The 19363-nt window shown below is 46.2% G+C and carries 17 protein-coding genes and 1 pseudogene; 6 read left to right on the top strand and 12 right to left on the bottom strand.

Annotated elements, in window-relative coordinates; genetic code table 11:
• A partial coding sequence (locus tag C8R34_RS16440) for a hypothetical protein (RefSeq protein ID WP_181415482.1) occupies nucleotides 1–242 on the top strand: 242 nt, incomplete at its 5' end.
• 418 nt (nucleotides 243–660) lie between these two features.
• On the opposite strand, the gene C8R34_RS07175 is transcribed toward C8R34_RS16440, so the two are convergent.
• The gene (locus C8R34_RS07175) at nucleotides 661–1521 is read right to left on the bottom strand and encodes a radical SAM protein (protein WP_110339269.1); all 861 of its coding nucleotides are present in this window, start codon (nucleotides 1519–1521) and stop codon (nucleotides 661–663) included.
• 46 nt (nucleotides 1522–1567) lie between these two features.
• Here C8R34_RS07175 and queD point away from each other — a divergent pair, with 46 nt between their 5' ends.
• Genes queD through ald form a run of 5 tightly spaced genes read left to right on the top strand, consistent with a single transcriptional unit; the run spans nucleotide 1568 to nucleotide 5369 of the window.
• Nucleotides 1568–2017, top strand: coding sequence for a 6-carboxytetrahydropterin synthase QueD (gene queD / locus C8R34_RS07180; RefSeq protein WP_110339271.1), 450 nt, complete (start codon nucleotides 1568–1570; stop codon nucleotides 2015–2017).
• A 21-nt stretch (nucleotides 2018–2038) separates the two neighbouring features.
• Complete coding sequence (locus C8R34_RS07185; protein WP_110339273.1) at nucleotides 2039–2824, top strand: TatD family hydrolase; 786 nt, start codon at nucleotides 2039–2041, stop codon at nucleotides 2822–2824.
• On the top strand, nucleotides 2814–3458 hold the full coding sequence (locus tag C8R34_RS07190) for an ankyrin repeat domain-containing protein (protein ID WP_258364409.1): 645 nt from the start codon (nucleotides 2814–2816) through the stop codon (nucleotides 3456–3458). The genes C8R34_RS07185 and C8R34_RS07190 overlap by 11 nt, the downstream gene beginning before the upstream one ends.
• 36 nt (nucleotides 3459–3494) lie before the next feature.
• On the top strand, nucleotides 3495–4235 hold the full coding sequence (locus C8R34_RS07195; RefSeq protein ID WP_110339277.1) for an SDR family oxidoreductase: 741 nt from the start codon (nucleotides 3495–3497) through the stop codon (nucleotides 4233–4235).
• 21 nt (nucleotides 4236–4256) lie between these two features.
• Nucleotides 4257–5369, top strand: a complete 1113-nt coding sequence (gene ald, locus C8R34_RS07200) for an alanine dehydrogenase (RefSeq protein ID WP_110339279.1) — start codon at nucleotides 4257–4259, stop codon at nucleotides 5367–5369.
• 163 nt (nucleotides 5370–5532) lie between these two features.
• Here ald and C8R34_RS16445 read toward each other — a convergent pair whose 3' ends face one another.
• The 11 genes and pseudogenes from C8R34_RS16445 to C8R34_RS07250 form a co-directional block, all read right to left on the bottom strand.
• Nucleotides 5533–6783: a hypothetical protein gene (locus C8R34_RS16445; RefSeq protein WP_110339281.1), complete on the bottom strand. Its 1251-nt coding sequence runs from the start codon at nucleotides 6781–6783 to the stop codon at nucleotides 5533–5535.
• A gap of 378 nt (nucleotides 6784–7161) precedes the next feature.
• A complete protein-coding gene (locus tag C8R34_RS07210) occupies nucleotides 7162–7479 on the bottom strand; it encodes a DUF190 domain-containing protein (protein ID WP_110339283.1) in 318 nt (105 codons plus the stop codon).
• A 46-nt stretch (nucleotides 7480–7525) separates the two neighbouring features.
• On the bottom strand, nucleotides 7526–8482 hold the full coding sequence (locus C8R34_RS07215; protein WP_110339285.1) for a sodium-dependent bicarbonate transport family permease: 957 nt from the start codon (nucleotides 8480–8482) through the stop codon (nucleotides 7526–7528).
• A 150-nt stretch (nucleotides 8483–8632) separates the two neighbouring features.
• Nucleotides 8633–9907 carry a HAMP domain-containing sensor histidine kinase gene (locus C8R34_RS07220; RefSeq protein ID WP_110339287.1) on the bottom strand — a complete coding sequence of 425 codons (1275 nt, stop codon included), beginning with the start codon at nucleotides 9905–9907 and terminating at the stop codon, nucleotides 8633–8635.
• Nucleotides 9888–10577 (bottom strand): response regulator transcription factor, encoded by a 690-nt coding sequence (locus C8R34_RS07225; protein ID WP_110339289.1) that lies wholly within the window; start codon nucleotides 10575–10577, stop codon nucleotides 9888–9890. The genes C8R34_RS07220 and C8R34_RS07225 overlap by 20 nt, the downstream gene beginning before the upstream one ends.
• Nucleotides 10578–10608: 31 nt before the next feature.
• Nucleotides 10609–11682 (bottom strand): uroporphyrinogen decarboxylase, encoded by a 1074-nt coding sequence (gene hemE, locus C8R34_RS07230; RefSeq protein ID WP_110339291.1) that lies wholly within the window; start codon nucleotides 11680–11682, stop codon nucleotides 10609–10611.
• 173 nt (nucleotides 11683–11855) lie between these two features.
• A complete protein-coding gene (locus C8R34_RS07235; protein WP_110339293.1) occupies nucleotides 11856–12977 on the bottom strand; it encodes a deoxyguanosinetriphosphate triphosphohydrolase in 1122 nt (373 codons plus the stop codon).
• A gap of 2 nt (nucleotides 12978–12979) precedes the next feature.
• Nucleotides 12980–14080 (bottom strand): 3-dehydroquinate synthase, encoded by a 1101-nt coding sequence (aroB, locus tag C8R34_RS07240; protein WP_309146181.1) that lies wholly within the window; start codon nucleotides 14078–14080, stop codon nucleotides 12980–12982.
• 108 nt (nucleotides 14081–14188) lie between these two features.
• Nucleotides 14189–14677: pseudogene (locus C8R34_RS17250) on the bottom strand (shikimate kinase); the annotation flags it as partial.
• 65 nt (nucleotides 14678–14742) lie between these two features.
• Entirely contained in the window at nucleotides 14743–17904 is a 3162-nt protein-coding gene (locus C8R34_RS07245) for an efflux RND transporter permease subunit (protein ID WP_110339297.1), read from the bottom strand.
• Nucleotides 17905–17926: 22 nt separating this feature from the next.
• The gene (locus tag C8R34_RS07250; RefSeq protein WP_110339299.1) at nucleotides 17927–19144 is read right to left on the bottom strand and encodes an efflux RND transporter periplasmic adaptor subunit; all 1218 of its coding nucleotides are present in this window, start codon (nucleotides 19142–19144) and stop codon (nucleotides 17927–17929) included.
• Between the last annotated feature and the right edge of the window lie 219 nt (nucleotides 19145–19363).

A 19363-nucleotide genomic window follows, 5' to 3' on the forward strand; every position in this document is an offset into this window, starting at 1 on the left:
AGCCCGGTGTGGTCGGTGGCAGCATAAATAAACCGGGGCGCGATGCTGCGGTGACAAAGGGCACTTTGGACATATCAAAAGTGCCGCTGCCGGGGTTGGCTGCTGCAGCCGCAGGAGCTGCCGGTGCTGCCGGTGTTGTAGCAGCGGGTGCGTTCGTGTCGGCTGGTTTTGCTGGGGCCGGATTGGTTGCATGTGCTTGGAAAGCCAAACACATGCCTCCGATACAGCAGCAGAAACGATAGAACTGAAGTTGTATGCTTTTGACGCAATGCACTTTTAATTCAGCAAAGGATTTTGCTGAGAAAGAAAAAATGCTGGATGAATTCATTACGAAACTCCTGTTGTCTGGATTAATGCGATATTAATTACGCGGCGCAAAACATTTTTAATGGTATGGTGTTGTTTTTCCTAAACGATCTAGGTCGCATATTATATGCGATAACAATTTATCTTAAAGCATTGATTAAATGCTTTTGCACTAATTATTTTGGCTTAAGTTTGATTTCCTAATATGTTGAATATCAAATGCATTTAATATCAGTTATATAAAAGGCTCGCATTGATAAATATCAACAAGGCGCACTTTGTTGTAAATTTGTTACACAGGAATTGTGTGTACTGTTTGCCAAGAATTTCAGCAAAAGATCAATTGAAATGATGTTAGAAGTGCGTTTTAACAGGTAACCCGAGTGCCTTGATTTTTTCACCATAAGCGATTAACCAGGATTCACTGACTTGAGAAAGCTGTGGTGCTTCGGGTTGCAATGAAGGGCGTGCAATCCCATAGAGTAAAACACCCTGTAGCAATACCCCATCATTTTTCAGGCTTTTGATGAAACCAAGATAAGCATCGATTTCTGATTCACTGGGTGGCTTTCCATTGATTTGAAACACGCAGGTTTGTAACCAAGTGGGGCAGAGCGATGTCGCGATTTGCAGGTGATGGCGAATTTTTTTTAAGCTGATTGTCGTGTTATTGATGCGTTGCCTTTCTTCAGCTAATGCGCGATCAAACTTGAACCACACTTCGCCATTCAATTGCGCCATGTGCTGTAATCCGGCTTGTACGGATTGACGATGAATTAAGCTGCCGTTTGTGATCAATACCAACTTCAAATTTTTTAGCACATCGAAGTCTTGTATTATGCTGCCGATCAATTCGATGACTTGTTCAAACTCTTTGGCGCTGGTCGGCTCACCATTGCCTGATAAAGCGATATCGTGAATTTTTCTGGCTTCTGGTGGCACATGCCGATGCATGAAATCACCATTTACCAATTCATGCAGGAAAGACCGCAGTTCAGTTTCGAGTTTATCTAAGTCGATGCGCGGGGCGGAGCCGCGTTTAAGCTCAGGCACTTGGCAATAAACACAGCGCCAGTTACAGGCGTTGTTAGGATTAAGATTGATACCAATGGAAACACCGCCTGCACGACGTGACACCACCGGATAAACATATGTCAATCCAGCACTATCACGACTGTGATCGGTCGTTTTCAATCGGTCAGAATTTGATGGCAATGTTACAATCCCATTTATTTATTTTGGCGCTATAGAAATAGTACGTATGTTAATTACACGCAAACTGGAATTTGATGCGGGCCATCGCATTTCAACGCACAACAGCCAGTGTCGTCATCTGCATGGTCACCGCTACATGATCGAAATTACGCTATCCGGTAACATTATCGCTGATGAAGGTGTTGCGCAGCAAGGCATGGTGATGGATTTTTCCGAAGTGAAACAGATTGCAAAATCAGCATTGGTGGATCACTGGGATCATGCATTTCTGGTTTATTCCGGCGATACCAAAGTTTTGCAATTTTTACAGTCGATTGAAGATCATAAAACGGTTGTGCTGGATGTTCAGCCCACCGCGGAAAATCTCGCTTTGATTGCTTTTGATATTTTAGACGACGCTTATCAGGATATTTACGGCAATCATCTGCAATTAGAACGGGTACGTTTATTTGAAACACCGAACTGTTGGGCAGATGCATTGCGTGGAACGCAATAATTTTTTGAAGACTTAATAGCTATGTTCATTGATTCACATTGTCATCTTGATTTTCCTGATCTCGCCAAAGATCTGGATGGACTGCTGCATAATATGCAGGAAAATCAAGTGACGCATGCATTGTGTGTAAGCGTTAACTTGCCCGATTTTCCCCGAGTCCGGGCATTGGCGGAAGCCCATGAAAATTTGTTTGCTTCAGTTGGCGTGCATCCTGACTATGAAGATCAGATCGAACCGCACGCGGATCAACTTGCCGAGTTGGCCAAGCATCCTAAGGTCATTGCCATCGGTGAAACCGGGTTGGATTACTTTCGCTTGCAAGGTGATTTGGAATGGCAACGGGAGCGTTTTCGCCAGCACATCCGTGCAGCGCGAAAAGTAAATAAACCATTGATCATTCATACGCGCTCAGCCGCTGCGGATACGTTACGGATTATGCAAGAAGAAGGTGCTGATGACGTGGGCGGAGTGATGCATTGCTTTACCGAAAGCTGGGAAGTTGCGCAGCAGGCGATTGCAATGAATTTTTATATTTCTTTCTCAGGCATCGTGACATTTAAAAATGCCGTGACTTTAAAAGAAGTCGCCAAGAATATCCGCCTGGATAGAATGCTGATCGAGACAGATTCGCCCTATCTGGCACCAGTGCCATTTCGTGGTAAATTAAACCAGCCTGCATTTGTGTGCCATGTGGCTGAAGAGATTGCGCGCCTACGTGGCGCTGAATTAGAAGAGATTGCAATAGCGACTACGGATAATTTTTTTAACTGTTTTAGAGTATCCAAAAATGGGCTATATGCTAGTTAAACTCCGTCTTTCGCTGATGGTTGTCATCATGCTCTTTTACTTACCACTTGATGCTTCCGCCGGGATTCAAGAGGATTTAATTTTGGCGATAGAAAAGGGAAATTTATATCAGGTATCCGAGCTACTTAAAAAAGGTGCTAATCCGGATGTGCCGAATAGCGAGGGATACACGCCATTGATGATGGCTGCGCAGACTAAGAATTTGAGACTTGCTGAGTTGCTAATGGATGTGGGGGCCAAGCTGGATATCCGCAACAAGTATGGTGAAACGGCGGTCATGTTGGCCAGCTATAACGGTCAAACCGAAATGGTGCGATTACTCTATACCAAAGGTGCGAAAATTAATCATAGTGGCTGGAATCCCTTGCTGTATGCGGCTTCCAACGGGCACTCTGACACCATTCGATTGCTCTTGACCAGCGACGCCGATATTAATTCGGTTTCGGATAATGGCACTACGCCATTGATGATGGCAGTCAGGGGAAATCATGAGGATGCGGTGTCATTGCTGCTTCACAACGGCGCAGATCCGGGTATTAAAAATGAGCAGGGTGACAATGCGCTCGATTGGGCGGAAAAAAGAGACCATCAAAGTATCGTGAAATTACTTAAAAGCCATGGTGCGACGCAATAAATCTGATCAGCGTTTTTTCCTGCCAAGGTTTTAGCAATGCGATCCCTGCATGGAAAAGTCGCCATCGTTACCGGATCGTCACGGGGAATCGGCGCGGAGATTGCGTTTGCGCTAGCCAGTGCTGGAGCAAAAGTAGTCATCAATTATGTAGAGAATAAGCCAGCGGCCGACAAAGTATGCGCGGCGATTTCCGGCACCGGCGGGGAATGCGTGGCGGTGCAAGCTGATATCAGCGATCCGATTGCGGTGCGTAGGCTATTTGATACCACTTCCGAATATTTTAAGCAGATTGATATTCTCGTGAATAATGCCGGAATCCTGCTGTTTAAGGAAATAGCCGACATTCAGGATGATGAATTCAATCGTATTGTCGATGTGAATTTCAAGAGCGTTTTTTACACGCTACGTGAAGCAACGACAAAGCTTGCGGATCATGGGCGCGTGGTGAATATTTCCAGTACGGTGACGCGGATGATGTTGCCCAAGTACGGTGCATATGCCGCAACCAAAGCTGCCGTGGAGCAATTGACGCGAATTTTCGCCCGTGAAATGGGCAAACGAGGAATCACCGCCAATACGGTTTCACCGGGACCGGTCGATACGGAATTGTTTCGTGCGGGGAAAACCGCAGCGGATATTGAACGCATGGCGACTATGGCTGCATTGGGACGGATTGGTGCAGCCAGCGATATCGCCAAAGTGGTATTGTTTCTGGTCAGTGACGAAGCCTGTTGGGTGACAGGGCAGGATATTGGCGTCAATGGCGGAATTATTTAACAGATAGGAATGGAGAATCAGATGCGTATCGGCGTGCCTAAGGAGATTAAAATTCATGAATCCCGCGTGGGGCTGACGCCTACGGCGGTGCGTGAACTGGTTGCGCATGGTCATCACGTGATGATGCAGAAGAATGCCGGATTTCAGATTGATTTAGGCGATGATAAATATTTGAGCGCAGGTGCAGAGATCGTTGAAACACCGCAGGAGATTTATGCCAGAGCTGACTTCATCGTCAAAGTAAAAGAGCCGCAGCCATCAGAGATTCCATTGTTGCGCGAAGGACAGGTGTTATTTACTTATCTGCATCTTGCGCCTGATCCTGTGCAAGCCAAAGGTTTGATGGATTCCGGCTGTATTGCCATTGCTTACGAAACGGTGACCGATAGCTACGGGGGCTTACCGCTGCTGGCACCGATGAGCGAAGTGGCCGGTCGCATGGCGATTCAAGCAGGTGCGCACGCGCTGGAATTGGATCAGGGAGGTCGCGGCATGCTGCTTGGTGGCGTATCCGGCGTACCTGCTGCGCGCGTCGTGGTTATTGGCGGCGGTGTTGTCGGGACTAATGCGGCGCGTGTAGCCATGGGGGTAGAAGCCCATGTCACGGTATTGGATAAATCCATTCACCGGCTGCAACAGTTGGATTTTCAGTATGGTTCAAGGATTAATACCGTTTTCTCGACAGTGGATGCATTGGAAGAGTATGTCGCTACAGCAGATTTGGTCATTGGCGCGGTGCTGATTCCAGGAGCGGCAGCACCTAAGCTGGTCAGCCGTGAATTGGTTAGTCGGATGAATCGTGGTGCTGTGCTGGTTGATGTTGCGATTGATCAGGGTGGCTGCTTTGCCACCTCCAAACCCACGACATTGGCAGACCCCATTTTTACCGTGGATGGCGTAGTGCATTATTGTGTTTCCAACATGCCCGGTGCAGTCGCGCGTACTTCCACTTTCGCACTCAATAACGCTACCTTACCGTTTGTGCTGGCGTTGGCTAATAAAGGTTACCAGAAAGCACTGGTGGATGATGTGCATTTGCGCAGTGGCCTGAATATTTATCGAGGACGACTGGCGCATGAGGCGGTAGCGCAAGCGCTGGGACTGATGTATGTACCCGCGATGGATATGCTGTGACTGTAAAATTAGCATTACCGTCAGACGTTCCGCATGACGGCACCGGCAGTATTTAAAGGAACCATCCACTTCGTGCTCTTATGCTTTTCTTGTCATCTAATCGTTATTGATCATACGGTTGATATTGCACGTAGAATCATGGTCTTTCTTAGCGAATACAATGTTAAGAAGGTTGTGGAGGCACCTTTATCCATTCCCCTGAGCATTGCTTCACATTGGGATAATATCCTTCAGGATTACGGCAATAATACCAGTAATTATTTCTTTGCACGGGCGGGGCAGGGCGGGAAACAGTATTCTGCTGGATATAGGTTGGTCTAGGCGGTACAAGCGCCACTGGTGATGCTAATACTGGAGCACTTACAACTCCCACAGGATAACCGCCTAATGGATAATAGCTTTCAAAACGGCGATAGGGACCAAAAGCAAAATTGTTATAGAAGCCGATGCCTCCCCAGTTATTGTAAAAACCGAAGCTGTTAAAGGGCGCAAAACCATAATAACCAAAACCGCCAAATGGACCAAAAGGACTAAATGGGCCAAATCCAAAACCGAGTCCGAGGCCCACCCCTACCCCTAAGCCGAATCCATCATGATGGTGATGGCCGTGATGGTGATTCCAGTTGTTGTTCGGATCAGAGTTATTGTTGTTGCCAGCATTCTGATCTGTCTGAATATTATTTTGGATGTTAACATTCTGAGCGGTAGAACCATCTTGAGTGGTTCCGCTACTCTGTGCCGCTTGATCGGTTGTGGTAGATTCATTGTTCTGAGCTGCTTGATCATTCGGAGTGTTGGAATTTTCAGTGGCAGCATCGTGATTTGAATCAGTATTATTCTGGTTGTCGGCGTTTTGAACAGAAGGATTATCCTGAGTGGTTCCATTGTTCAGCGTCGATGACCCGGTCTCGGCAGATTCATTGCTTTGGGTTGTCAAATTATCCTGCAGAGGCTCTGATGCGCTTTCTTGTCCTTGCGCAGACTCGATACCTTGGCCAGAATTATTATCTATTCCAGAATCGTTTGGTTGGTTAAACTCACCGGTTTGATTAAAGTCGTTTCCCTGATTGGGATCATTGGAGAATCCAGAGTTTTCTTGTGGATCAAACCCATCGTCTGGGTAGAAGGCATCGCTTTGATCGAAATCACCTGGGTCGTAACCACCGCTGAAGTCATTACCTTGGTCGTAATAGTTGCCAGAATCAAAGCTGCCTCCGTCATAACCACTACCATCAAAGCCGCCTCCATCATAACCACCGCCATCATAGCCACCACCATCAAAACCGCCTCCATCAAAGCCGCCGCCATCGAAGCCACCTCCGTCGCCACCTCCATCTCCGTCGGCTTTCACGAGACTTGCTGAAAATAATCCACACAGAGCGATAGCTATGCATGTTAATTTAAATTTTTTCATATCTCCCTCGCCTCAAGATTTTATACTAGTTGTTATCATATAGAGGAGAATCTGAATAGATACTGAATGAGAAGCAGGGTTTGCGGGTGAAAATTTCGGAGCTAGTGGGTATTTCGTGTCGACGGTGAAGCTGGATGGTCAGATGATCTGAATGTGTAAACGAGAAAGCAGGAAGATGAACGCGATGATCAGTTGAAACTAAGTATATAAATGTCGCTTCAACGGTGCGCAAAAATTTCTTTGATAAACTTTGGCAATACACCCCCGTTTTGCCGGAGGCGGCTTAACTTAATTTCAATTTTGTTCTGTAATACGCGTTATCAACAACAAGAATTACGCGTATTACAGTTACCATTAACAGAAATTTACTGAATAAATTTAGTATGAAACAGCAGGCCCTTCAACCCATTGGCAATCTGAAATCAGACACATGCCGCCTAAGCCTTTCATTGCCGGTCTTAGTTCGTTAAGTACTTTCTGTGCTTGTTCATTTTTACATGCAAGAATAACTACAACATTCTCGTCTGTCAGGAATACATCATCAGGATTCCGTGCGCCTCGCGATCCATATCCACTTGCATTTTTAATGACAGTATATCCGCGTACTTCACTTCTTTCCAACAGGTCCATTAATTGTTCGAGCTGTTCTATTCCGATGACAATCTCGAATCTTTTCATTGCTATTGTATTATTCATAAGTCATTTCCAGGAAGATCAATCATTAAATAAAATGTAATAATTTCTAAACTACGATGCTATGGAACCAATGCGACATTTCCCAGTAAATCGGTACACCAATGAATATGTTAAAGGGGAAAGTCACACCTAGAGAAGCTCCCAATGAAAGTGCCGGGTCTGCATCTGGCACCGCGATACGCATGGCTGCAGGAGCGGCGATATAGGAACAACTAGCATACAAGACAGCCAGCAACATTGTGCCTCCCTCCGATAAACCAAACAGCCAACCCAAGTAAGCACCAAAAAATGCAGCCAACAGTGGAAATAGTATACCAAATGAAATGATGAATACACCTTTTGCTGCAACTACTTTCAGCCGTGCTGATGCCAGTAAGCCCATTTCCAACAGGAAGAAAGCCAGCACACCCATAAACAAATCCATAAACATTTTATCCAGCGGGGATACCAGATTCACCGCTCCGGCGTAATAACCAATCACCACACCCATTAGCAATAAATAAAGGCTTGTACCCGTCAGGATTTCGTGCATCAACTTGCCCCACTGGGTTTTCTGACCGCCAGCACCCGCACGCGCCAAGATTGTGCCAGTTACCAGTGCCGGTATCTCCATCAATGCCATAATCAACACCATATAGCCTTCGGAATACTCATCCTTTGCGGCCAAAAAAGCCACGCCTACGGCGAAAGTTACCGCACTCACCGAACCATAGTGAGCAGAAATGGCGCCTGCATCAGCTTGGGTGAATTTACCTAAAAATCTCAATATCGGGTAAGCCGTCAATGGAATCATCGCTGCTAAGACAACCATGGAACCTGCGATAGGCAGCACTTCCATGATTTCATATTTGGCCATCGATACGCCACCTTTAAAACCAATGGCAATCAATAGAAAGATACTTAAGCTTTTATATAAAGCCTCGGGTATTTTTAGGTCAGATTTTATTACACCTGCCAAAACCCCGAATACAAAAAACAGTACAACTGGTTGTATAGTTGCCATGCAAAACTCCCTCTTTACTTAGTTATGTTTTATTTGATTTATTAATATTCTTACTTCTTGAGTCTGGTGACTGAATTGCCCTTCACACGGAAACGTTAACATAAGAAATGTGAAGAATTCGTGAATAAAGTAAATACTATTTATCAAAGATTAAGGGAGAATAATATGAAATGTGGTGCCCTTTCCAGGAATGCTGTCTACCTCGATGAGCCAACCATAGTGATCGCAGATTCGTTTGACAATAGCGAGTCCGATACCTAGTCCTTGTCCTTGCGCGGAGCCGCGAAAAAAACGCTCATATAGCAGTGGCAAATAAGCGGGCTCTATTCCAATGCCGGAATCTGAAATTGACAGTCGTTGATTATTGAACTCAACTCGAATAAAGCCACTTTCAGTATACTGTACAGCGTTTCGAAGCAGATTCATCAGTGCGGTATGTAATGCTTGACGATTGAGTGTGACAGTAACTGCGGGTGCAATGTTAACTTGAAAATTCAGTTTTTTTCGATAGATTTCTGCGCATATTGGTTCAACTGCATCAAAAACACATTCGGCTATCGCAACGGGCTCCATAACGCCTAATGCTTGCTCGCGTGCCAGGAATAGTAAGGCTTGTAATTGTTCGCCCATACGTGTGGCAGCTGCTTCAATCATCTTTATTCGATGATGCGCTCTGACGGGTAAATCAGGTATTGCAACCAGCAACTCACAACTGGTTAGGATGGTTGTAATCGGGGTCCTTAATTCGTGACTGATATTGGCGGTGAATTCTTGTTCACGTTGGAGCATGCGTTTAATACGGCTTTGAAAATCATCCAATGCGTGCGCAAGTTGTGCCACTTCTTCATCCATGTCAGGCTGTGCCAGCAATCCAACCTGAATATCTCCAAGGGCTAGTAAGCTTACTCGCTCCGCTAATTCTGTCACCTGCTTGATGAGTATTCCGGCAAGCAAGTATCCTACCACAAATGCAATGGCAACTACTATCACCCAAGATAACAGAATGAGTAGCCTCAGTTTACTTAATCGCTGTTGATGCAGCGAAATTCGGTAGGCTACAAGAAACTTCACTGCATTAGTAGTACGCACCAAAACATGAAAATCCTCAAGACCGTAGTAAATTCGATGATAGCCAGCTTGTAATCCACGTAAATAAGCAGGGATTTGTAACTCGTCGTCCATAGTATGGATAACATAGCTTTTGAGATGTGAGCCTACTTGAGAAATGAAATCCGAGTGTTTTTGATAGCGATGAACAAGATGATCCATTTCCATTTCAATCACCTGTTCTATATGAGCTTCTTCGATATTATCCGAAGCAAAATAGAGAATAATACAAAGTGTCCCGACAATAAAAATGCTGAATGTTGCCAGCGCTACTGCAACACGGTAGCGCAGGCTATGTTCAATCGGGAATCTGATCACGAGAAGTCAAGCAGTAACCTAAACCATGAACGGTTTCGATAGGATCGTAACCCCCCGCTTTTGTGAGTGCGCGCCGCAAAATGTGCATATGACTGCGCAATGTATCGCTGGTTTCCTGAACGTCTTCCCAGGCTTCCAGTTCGAGTTCTTCTCGGCTGAATACCCGACCGGGTTCACTCATCATCAGTGCCAATAAGCGTATACACTTGGGTGGGAGCTTAACATTTTTATTTTCGAAACGAATGGTGAGGGTTTTAGGGTCAAAAGAGAGTTTGTCAAATTCCAGTTTACGATTGGCGACTTTGCCAATATGTCTTTTATGCATCGCCAGCAGGCGAGCTTCGACTTCTTTTAATGCAAACGGTTTGATGAGATAGTCATCAGCGCCATATTCGAAACCAGTTAATTTATCCTCCAATGTATCACGTGCAGTCAACATCAAGATGGGCGTATCAATTTGTGATTCTTGACGCAGCTTCCGGCATAAGGTAATTCCATTCATTCCCGGCAAGCCTAGATCAAGCAGAATGGCATCAAACCGTTGCGTGACAGCCAAATGAAGTCCAGCGATACCGTTAGCGGCTGCATCGGCGCTATGCCCTCGAGATTCCAGGAAGTCATAAAGATTGGCAGCGATGGCCAAATCATCTTCAATAATCAATATATGCATACAGTTACCTACGATGATAATTCAATTCTGTTTAAGTGCTCACCGAGTGAAATTTACGGCTTAATGTGTGCACAGCTTCTACCAGGGCCGCTGCATTTTCTGGAGGAGTAAACTGAGAAATACCATGCCCCAGATTAAATACATGCCCACTGCCATTACCATAACTAGCGAGTACCTTTTCCACCTCCGCAGTGATGACTTCGGGTGATGCAAAAAGTATCGATGGATCAAGATTGCCTTGCAATGCAACTTTCTCTCCTATACGCCGACGCGCTTCACCAATATCAATTGTCCAATCCAATCCGACAGCATCACAACCAATATTTGCAATGGCTTCTAGCCACAAACCGCCACCTTTGGTAAAAACAATACTTGGAATTCGTGCGCCATCCTGCTCACGTTTTAATCCGGCAATGATTTGCTGCATATAACGTAGTGAAAATTCCTGATAAGCAGCCTGTGATAATGCGCCACCCCACGTGTCGAAAATCATGACAGCCTGCGCGCCGGATTCTATTTGCGCATTCAGATAAGCCGTTACAGCTTTTGCATTGATATCCAGTATATGGTGCAACAGCTCGGGGCGTTGATACAGCATGGTCTTGATTTCACGAAATTCAGTACCACCGCGACCCTCAACCATGTAACAGGCAAGTGTAAATGGGCTGCCGGAAAAACCAATCAGCGGTACTCGATTATCCAGCGCTTTGCGGATTTCTGAGACTGCGTCCATCACGTAACGCAATTCCGCGCCGGGATCGGGAACCGTCAATGCATGAATTGCTTTTTCCTCACGCAAAGGGCGTTCAAACATAGGTCCTTCACCGTGCGAGAAATATAAACCTAGACCCATTGCATCAGGAATCGTGAGAATATCGGAAAACAATATGGCAGCATCCAGCGGAAAACGTGCCAGTGGCTGCAAGGTCACTTCAGTCGCAAAACCTGGATTTTTGCATAGGGAAAGGAAATCACCTGCGCGCGCCCGTGTTGCATTATATTCTGCCAAATATCTACCGGCCTGGCGCATGAGCCAAACGGGTGTGTACTCCACAGGTTGTTTCATCAGCGCCCGTAGAAACGTATCATTTTTGAGTATTGTCATTAAAAAGCCTGTAGTTATTGTTATTTTGGAAAGCTGTCCCTATACAAGCGGATTATTCTCTTATCATCGACAATATTACCAGCGAATAGCCATTCCGTATATTGCCAATCGGGTATGAGAAATAGATACCTTATAAAAATGAAGTGGTACGGTTAAAAATCAAGTGCGGAAAATTAGTTCTCGGCAATCGTAAATACCCGTTGATATTCTTTAATTGCATAACGGTCCGTCATGCCGGCGATATAGTCGGCAATTACCTGATATCCTTCGTGTTCAAATTTCTTCTGATATTCAGTGGGTAATAGGCGTATTTCCGAACTGAAAGCCGAGAATAATTTTTCTATGGTATGGCGTGCTTTGTTGCTCATACGCACGACACGAAAATGCCGGTAAAGATTATCGTATAAAAATTTTTTTAATTCTTGCTGTTCTTTTTTTATTTGCTGACTAAATCCGATGAGCGGCGGTGCTAGATGCACGTCGGTAAGACTATTCACACTGGCTTGCTTGATGCTCGTGGTACTTTGCTGAATTAAGTCGGTAACCAGCGTATTGATCATGCTGCGAATGGTTTCATACACCATGCGACGCTGCGGAAGCGACGGATATTTGCTTTTTATTGGTGTGAGATGACGCGAAAAAATAGTAACTTCTTCCAGTTGATCCAACGTAATGAGGCCTGAGCGCAAGCCATCATCGACATCATGATTATTGTAGGCGATCTCATCTGAAAAATTTGCCAACTGGGCTTCTAACGATGGTCTTCTGTGTTGCAGAAAACGTTCTCCGAGTTCACCCAGTTTTGCGATATTCTTTTTGGCGACATGTTTGAGTATACCTTCGCGCGTTTCATAACAAAGATTAAGACCGCTAAAAGCAGCGTATCGTTCTTCCAGCACGTCAACAACCCGCAAGGATTGGAGATTATGTTCAAAACCGCCATGATTCTGCATGCAATCATTCAATGTATCCTGACCGGCATGCCCAAATGGCGTATGTCCCAAATCGTGCGCCAGTGAAATCGCTTCCACCAAATCTTCATTCAGACATAAGTTTCTTGCGATCGAACGTCCTATTTGTGCAACCTCCAAGCTATGTGTCAGGCGCGTACGAAACAAATCCCCTTCATGATTAACGAATACCTGGGTTTTGTATTCCAGTCGACGGAAGGCCGCGGAATGTATGATGCGATCGCGGTCACGCTGAAATTCGCTACGCCCTGCAGGCGGCGTTTCATGAATGACACGTCCGCGTGAGTTATTGGACGATACCGCATAAGCAGCCAATTTATTCATCGTTATTCATCGGTCATGCACGCTGATATTGTTTTACTGAGCAATGCAGGAGGGATGTCCGCGCGCATCACGGCTTCACCGATCCGATTTAAGAGGATGAAGCGCGTTTTTCCAGCATCCACTTTTTTGTCCAGCATCATCAGTTGCAAATATTTTTCCAATGGCATTTTGGGTACTGCAACAGGCAATCCGGCTAGGATAAAAATCTTACGGATACGTTGAACATCAGCTTCACTGATGAGTTTCATGCGCTGGGATAATTCCGCTGCCAGCACGGTTCCGGCCGCCACGGCTTCGCCGTGTAACCAAACACCATATCCCATCCCATTTTCAATCGCATGACCAAAGGTGTGGCCCAGATTCAGCAGAGCCCGTATTCCGTTTTCCCTTTCATCGGCGGCGACTATTTCCGCTTTATTCTCGCAACTGCGTTGGATGGCCTCATTTAAAATGATTGGATCACGTGCCAAAAGACGGCGCATATTTTGTTCCAGCCAATCAAAAAAGGCCGGATCGCGAATTAAACCATATTTAATAATCTCAGCCAGTCCCGCGCGTAATTCCCGATCAGGCAAAGTATTCAAAGTGGCGCTGTCGGCCAGAACCATGCGTGGCTGATAAAAAGCGCCAATCATATTTTTACCCAATCGATGATTGATGCCGGTTTTGCCGCCTACTGAGGAATCCACTTGTGCCAATAATGTGGTGGGGATCTGGATGAACGGTACGCCGCGCAAGTAGGTTGCTGCTGCAAATCCGGTGAGATCGCCCACCACGCCGCCACCAAGTGCTAGTATCGTGGTGTTGCGTTCACAGTGGTTTTTCAGCAATGCATCAAAAATAAAATTTAGAGTTTCCCAATTTTTATGTGCTTCGCCATCCGGAATAATAATTGGAACCGATACGATGCCCAGTTTTTCCAACGCCAGGCGCAATTTCTCCAAATATAATGGTGCAACAGTTGTATTGCTAACGATGGCAACTCGTTTTTGTGGTAAGCACGATAAGATCAAATCAGCTTTTCCCAGGATTCCATGGCCTATGTGTATCGGATAATTGCGTTTTTCTGATGAAATAGTGAAATCTACTGAAATGGTTTGCATAGTATTTTCATTGCCATTTTGTTTGATAGTATCGAGATTAATAGAAATTAGCTTATTGATAAGTTTTTGTATCAAGTAACGCACGCCTTGCTTGCTGCTATCGATGATGACATGTGCGGCTTCACGATAATAGGCGTCGCGTTGGATATAAAGTTCATGCAATCGTGCATATAAGTTTTGTGTCTGTAGCAGCGGTCTGTTTTTATCGTGCCGAGTGCGTCGGTGTAAATCATTGACCGATGCTCGCAGGTAGATGACGATGCCATTCTGTTTAAGTAGCTGGCGATTCTCCTCGCTCAACACCGCGCCACCCCCTGTAGCCAGAACGATATTACTTTTTTTAACCAGTTCAACCAGTACTTCAGATTCACGTTTGCGAAAGCCAGTTTCGCCTTCAATCTCAAAGATCACCGGAATTTTTACGCCGGTACGGTCCTGAATTTCATGATCCGAATCGATAAACGTCTTACCCAGGAAATTAGCCAGTGCTTTGCCAATGGTTGTTTTGCCGGCACCCATCATGCCAACCAGAATGATATTGGTATCTCCCAGTTTTTTTTGAGCGGGCTGGAGTGTTTTTGTTTTGCTTAAATTCATACCTGTGATTGTAGCCGAATTACCAGTCAGTACGCAGATTCACTTGCTGATTCAACGCGCCTGACTCACTTACCCCGGGGTTTCCTGACAGGTTTATAGGATAGTGCCACCGGTGGCTGTGGTGCATTTCGCTTGCTTCCCGATGACTTGGAATTCTGTGTTCGTACAAACCAGGAGAAAAATAATGGCACAAATATCGTTGCAATCGTGGTTGCCATAATCATTCCGCCAAAAACACCGGTTCCCATCGACTGCCGTGCTGCGGAACCCGCGCCAGTCGCAATGACCAAAGGAACGACCCCCAATATAAAAGCCATCGAAGTCATCACAATGGGCCGAAAGCGCAGTTGGGCCGACTGGATGGCTGCCTGTGTAATATCGACACCTTGTTTCATTCTCTGGTTGGCGAATTCGACCAACAGAATCGCATTTTTTGCCGTCAATCCGATCAATGTCACCATGCCGATCTGAAAATAGATGTCATTCGGCATGTCGCGCAGCAAAATCGCAACCAATGCGCCCATCATCGCAAAAGGAATGGCCATAATGACCGCCAATGGCAACGCCCAGGTTTCAAATTGCGCGGCTAATATCAAGAAAACCATCACGACGGCCAAGCTAAAAGCAAAAATTGCTGCCGACCCTATCTTTTTTTCCTGAAACGCAGCGCCGGTCCAAGCAATCTGATAGCCTTCCGGCAACGTTCTGGCTGCAATGTTTTCAACCAAGGCAATCGCATCTCCGGAACTGACGCCGCTGGCACCGCTGCCCATGACTTTTGCCGACAACAATCCGTTGAACCGTTCCAGTTGTTCGGCACCTACGATAGAATTTACTTTGCTCAAGGCTGACAAAGGAATCATCGAGCCGGATTCGGAACGAACATACACTTTGCCCAGATCCTCCGCTTTCATGCGATAAGCCGCTTCAGCTTGCAGTTGTACGCGATAAGTCCGTCCAGCGCGGTTAAAATCATTCACATACAATGAACCCATGGTGCTTTGCAGCGTGGCGTAGATGTCTGAAATGGGGACACCCTGTGCGATGGCCTTGGCTTCATCGACTTCAATAAAATACTGCGGCACCGACGATCGCAAAAAAGTATTTACGGTAGCCAGCCTGGGTTCCTGCCGCAAGGTTTGCATAAACTCATTGACTACACTGGCCAATTGCGCGGTATCAGAATTTGTGCGGCTCTGTACATAGAGTTCAAAACCACCGGTATTGCCCAAGCCGCGTATCGCCGGTGGATTAAAGGCAATCGCTAGACCATCGGGTTGTTGTGCGCCAACTAGAAACAGCTTATTCACAATATCGGTTGCGGTAGTGGTACGCTCCGACCAATCTTTCAGTCGTACAAACATGGTCGAAACATTGGTCTTGTTGCCGCCGCCGATAAAGTCCAATCCATTGACTGCGAACTGAAAAGCCATGGCAGGCTCATTGGCCATTTCGGTAGTGATGGCACTTGCCGTTCTGATTGTTCTTGCAAGCGTTGCACCATCGGGTAGTATTACTGCCGCGATCACGTAGCCTTGATCTTCCGGCGGCACCAGACTGTCCGGAATATTTCTCACCAGATAAATCAGACCGGCAATCACCATTAGGAATATCAGCGCGCTTCTGGTGCTGTGGCGAAGACTCAGGCCGACCATGCCGACATAAAATCCGCGCATATGCTCAAACCGATTGTTAAACCAAGTAAAAAAAACGGACTGACGATGCGTGGAGCGAAGTAAAACCGCGCATAGTGTGGGTGTCAGCGTCAAAGCCACAATGCCGGAAATAACGGCAGCGACCGCTACGGTCACTGCAAACTGTTGATACAGTTCTCCGGCAATGCCACCGAGAAAAGCCACGGGTATAAAAACCGCCACCAGTACCATTGTCATCGCGACTACGGCGCTGGATACTTGTTGCATCGCTTTGATGGCCGCGTCAATCGGTGCTAGCTTTTCTTCCGATATTAATCGTTCGATATTCTCCAATACGACAATCGCGTCATCCACCACAATACCGATCGAAAGTACCATTGCGAACAGCGTCAGCGTATTAATCGAATAACCCAGTAGCCATAGCCCGGCAAAGGTGCCGACCAAGGAAATCGGTATGGCGATGATGGGAATCAGTGTCGCACGCCAGCTTTGCAGAAACACATAGACCACCAGAACGACCAGCAGCATGGCCTCTCCCAGAGTCTTGATCACTTCCCAGATGGATTCCTTAACAAACAGACTGGTGTCGTAGGAAATAACGTACTGCATGCCTTCGGGGAAATAATGCGTCAACTCATTCATCGTGGCTTTAACCGCTGACGCCGTTTCCAGGGCATTGGCGCCGCTACGCAAGAAAATACCAACACCCAAACCCGGTTCGCCGTTGAGCAGTGTACGCGTCGCATAATCTTGCGCACCGAGTTCAATTCTCGCCACATCTTTCAGATACAGCACGCCGCGCGGTCCACCCGAGCGCAGGATAATATTCTCAAATTGCTCCGGTTCTAATAACCGACCTTTCGCGGTTACGGAATAAACCAGTTGCTGATCAACCAATGCTGGCTCCTGACCTATTTTCCCGACGGCTTGCTGCGCATTTTGTGCTCGAATGGCGGTTGCGATATCGCTGGTTGTGATACCCAGTTGTGCCATGCGGTCGGGCCGTAGCCAAATGCGCATGGAATAATCCTGCGCACCAAAAATTCTCGCTTCACCGACGCCTGGTGCACGCCTCAGATCATCCAGAATATTGCTGGTAATAAAGTTACTGAGAAACAGTGTCGTGTGTTTGGGGTCTTTGGAAGTAACCGCAAACACTATCAGCAGATCATTGGAGCGTTTCTGAATAGTGATGCCCGTGCGTCTTACTTCATCGGGCAAGCGCGCCAATGCGGTATTAACTTCGTTGCTCACATTGAACGTGGCGCGATCAATGTCGATTCCGATTTCGAAGGTGATGGTAATCGTAAGCCGACCGCTCGAATCAGCACTGGAACTAAAGTACAACAGTCCTTCAATAGCGCTGAGCTTCTCCTCAATCGGTGCGGCCACGGTTTTTATCATCGTTTCAGCACTGGCACCCGGAAATGTTGCCGTCACGATAACCGTTGGCGGCGTTATCCGTGGATATTGCTCGATCGGTAATTGCGTAGCAGCAGCCAATCCGGCAAGGACAATGATGATCGACAGAACCGATGCAAAAATCGGTCGCGTAATAAAAAATTTGGCCATGTGAGCAGAGTTTGTGCAGTTGCTATTGATTTAAAAACGCAGCATTCGAATGTGATGAAGGCAAAATATCTCGCGGTTGAGGATCAACCACTTTACCAGGCGCTAATTTAATCATATTGTCTATCACCACTCTATCGCCTGCATTCAATCCATCCAGAATAATCCAATCCTTGCCGATCCAATCACCCACGCTGACAGGGCGTTGTATCACGGTATTGTCTTCATTGATCACATAGACGTATCGACCCAAATCCGAAGTCAATACCGCAACCTGGGGCACCACGTAAACATTCCTGGTTTCTCCGGCAGTTACCCGCACGCGCACAAATTGACCGGGTAATATACGCTGATCGCTATTTTCAAAGGCTGCGCGTAGTAATTGTGTGCCGAGCAGCGGATCAATTTTACTGGCGGAAAAATTGATTTTGCCTGCTCGTGGGTATTCAGATCCATCGGGTAAGATCATTGTTACGCTATGTATGTTTTTTTCGTTTAAATGACTGCCTAATTGTGCCACTTCGTTATCCGAAAAACTAAACTGCACCCATATCGGTGACAATTGAGTCAATGTCGTCATCAAACTACTATTGGCGGCTACCAACGTACCTTCGGAGAAAAGTGCGCGGCCTGTCATTCCATCGACAGGTGCTTTGACAGTGGTGTAGGAAAGATTGAGCTCTGCTTGCCGTGCACGGGTTTTCGCCGCTTGTAAAGCAGCTTCTTCGATGGCCAGATCAGCTTTTGCCAAATCATAGGCGCGCTGACTGACAAAATTCTCAGCCAGTAATTGTCGCTGGCGATCTTCATCAATTTTGGCACGCGTGACACGTGCATTTTGCTCGCTCAGTAGGGCTTTTGCTTCTGTCAAGGCATTCTGAAAGGGCTCCGGATCAATTAAAAATAAAGATTGCCCTGCCTGAACTGCGGCGCCTTCCGTATAAAGGCGCTTGAGTAGTATGCCGCCCACTCGCGGACGGATTTCAATTTCTTTGGCACCCTCGGTTTGCGCGATTGTTTCCAAACTAGTGGGCATGCTAACTGGTTTTGCAATCATGAATGTCGCTGCAATCGCTGCATCCATACGAGGCGTTTGTTGGGCTGACTTATTACCGCCACATGCAATCAATAATAAGCCAACTAATCCGCAACAGAAAAAAACAGCGCATGCTTTCTTAACTGATTTAACGGTTCGCGGATATTTGAGATCACGCAATAGTGTAAAAAAATGATGAATTGTCATTCGGGATAATTGCTTCATACGTTAGAGATTAAAAATCCAATCGATTATGCAAAAACCACAAAACCGTAATAGGGTTCTGTATAATAACTGAGATGATAGCTTGACGGATAATGTAGAAGTATTGCATATATGAAGATAAGATATTCCTCATAATTTTACCTACCTACAGATAAACAGTTAAGTATGTGTACCTCCAGGCCTGGTATCAGATAGATACTG

The sequence above is a fragment of the Nitrosomonas sp. Nm84 genome (assembly GCF_003201565.1).
Lineage (GTDB): Bacteria > Pseudomonadota > Gammaproteobacteria > Burkholderiales > Nitrosomonadaceae > Nitrosomonas.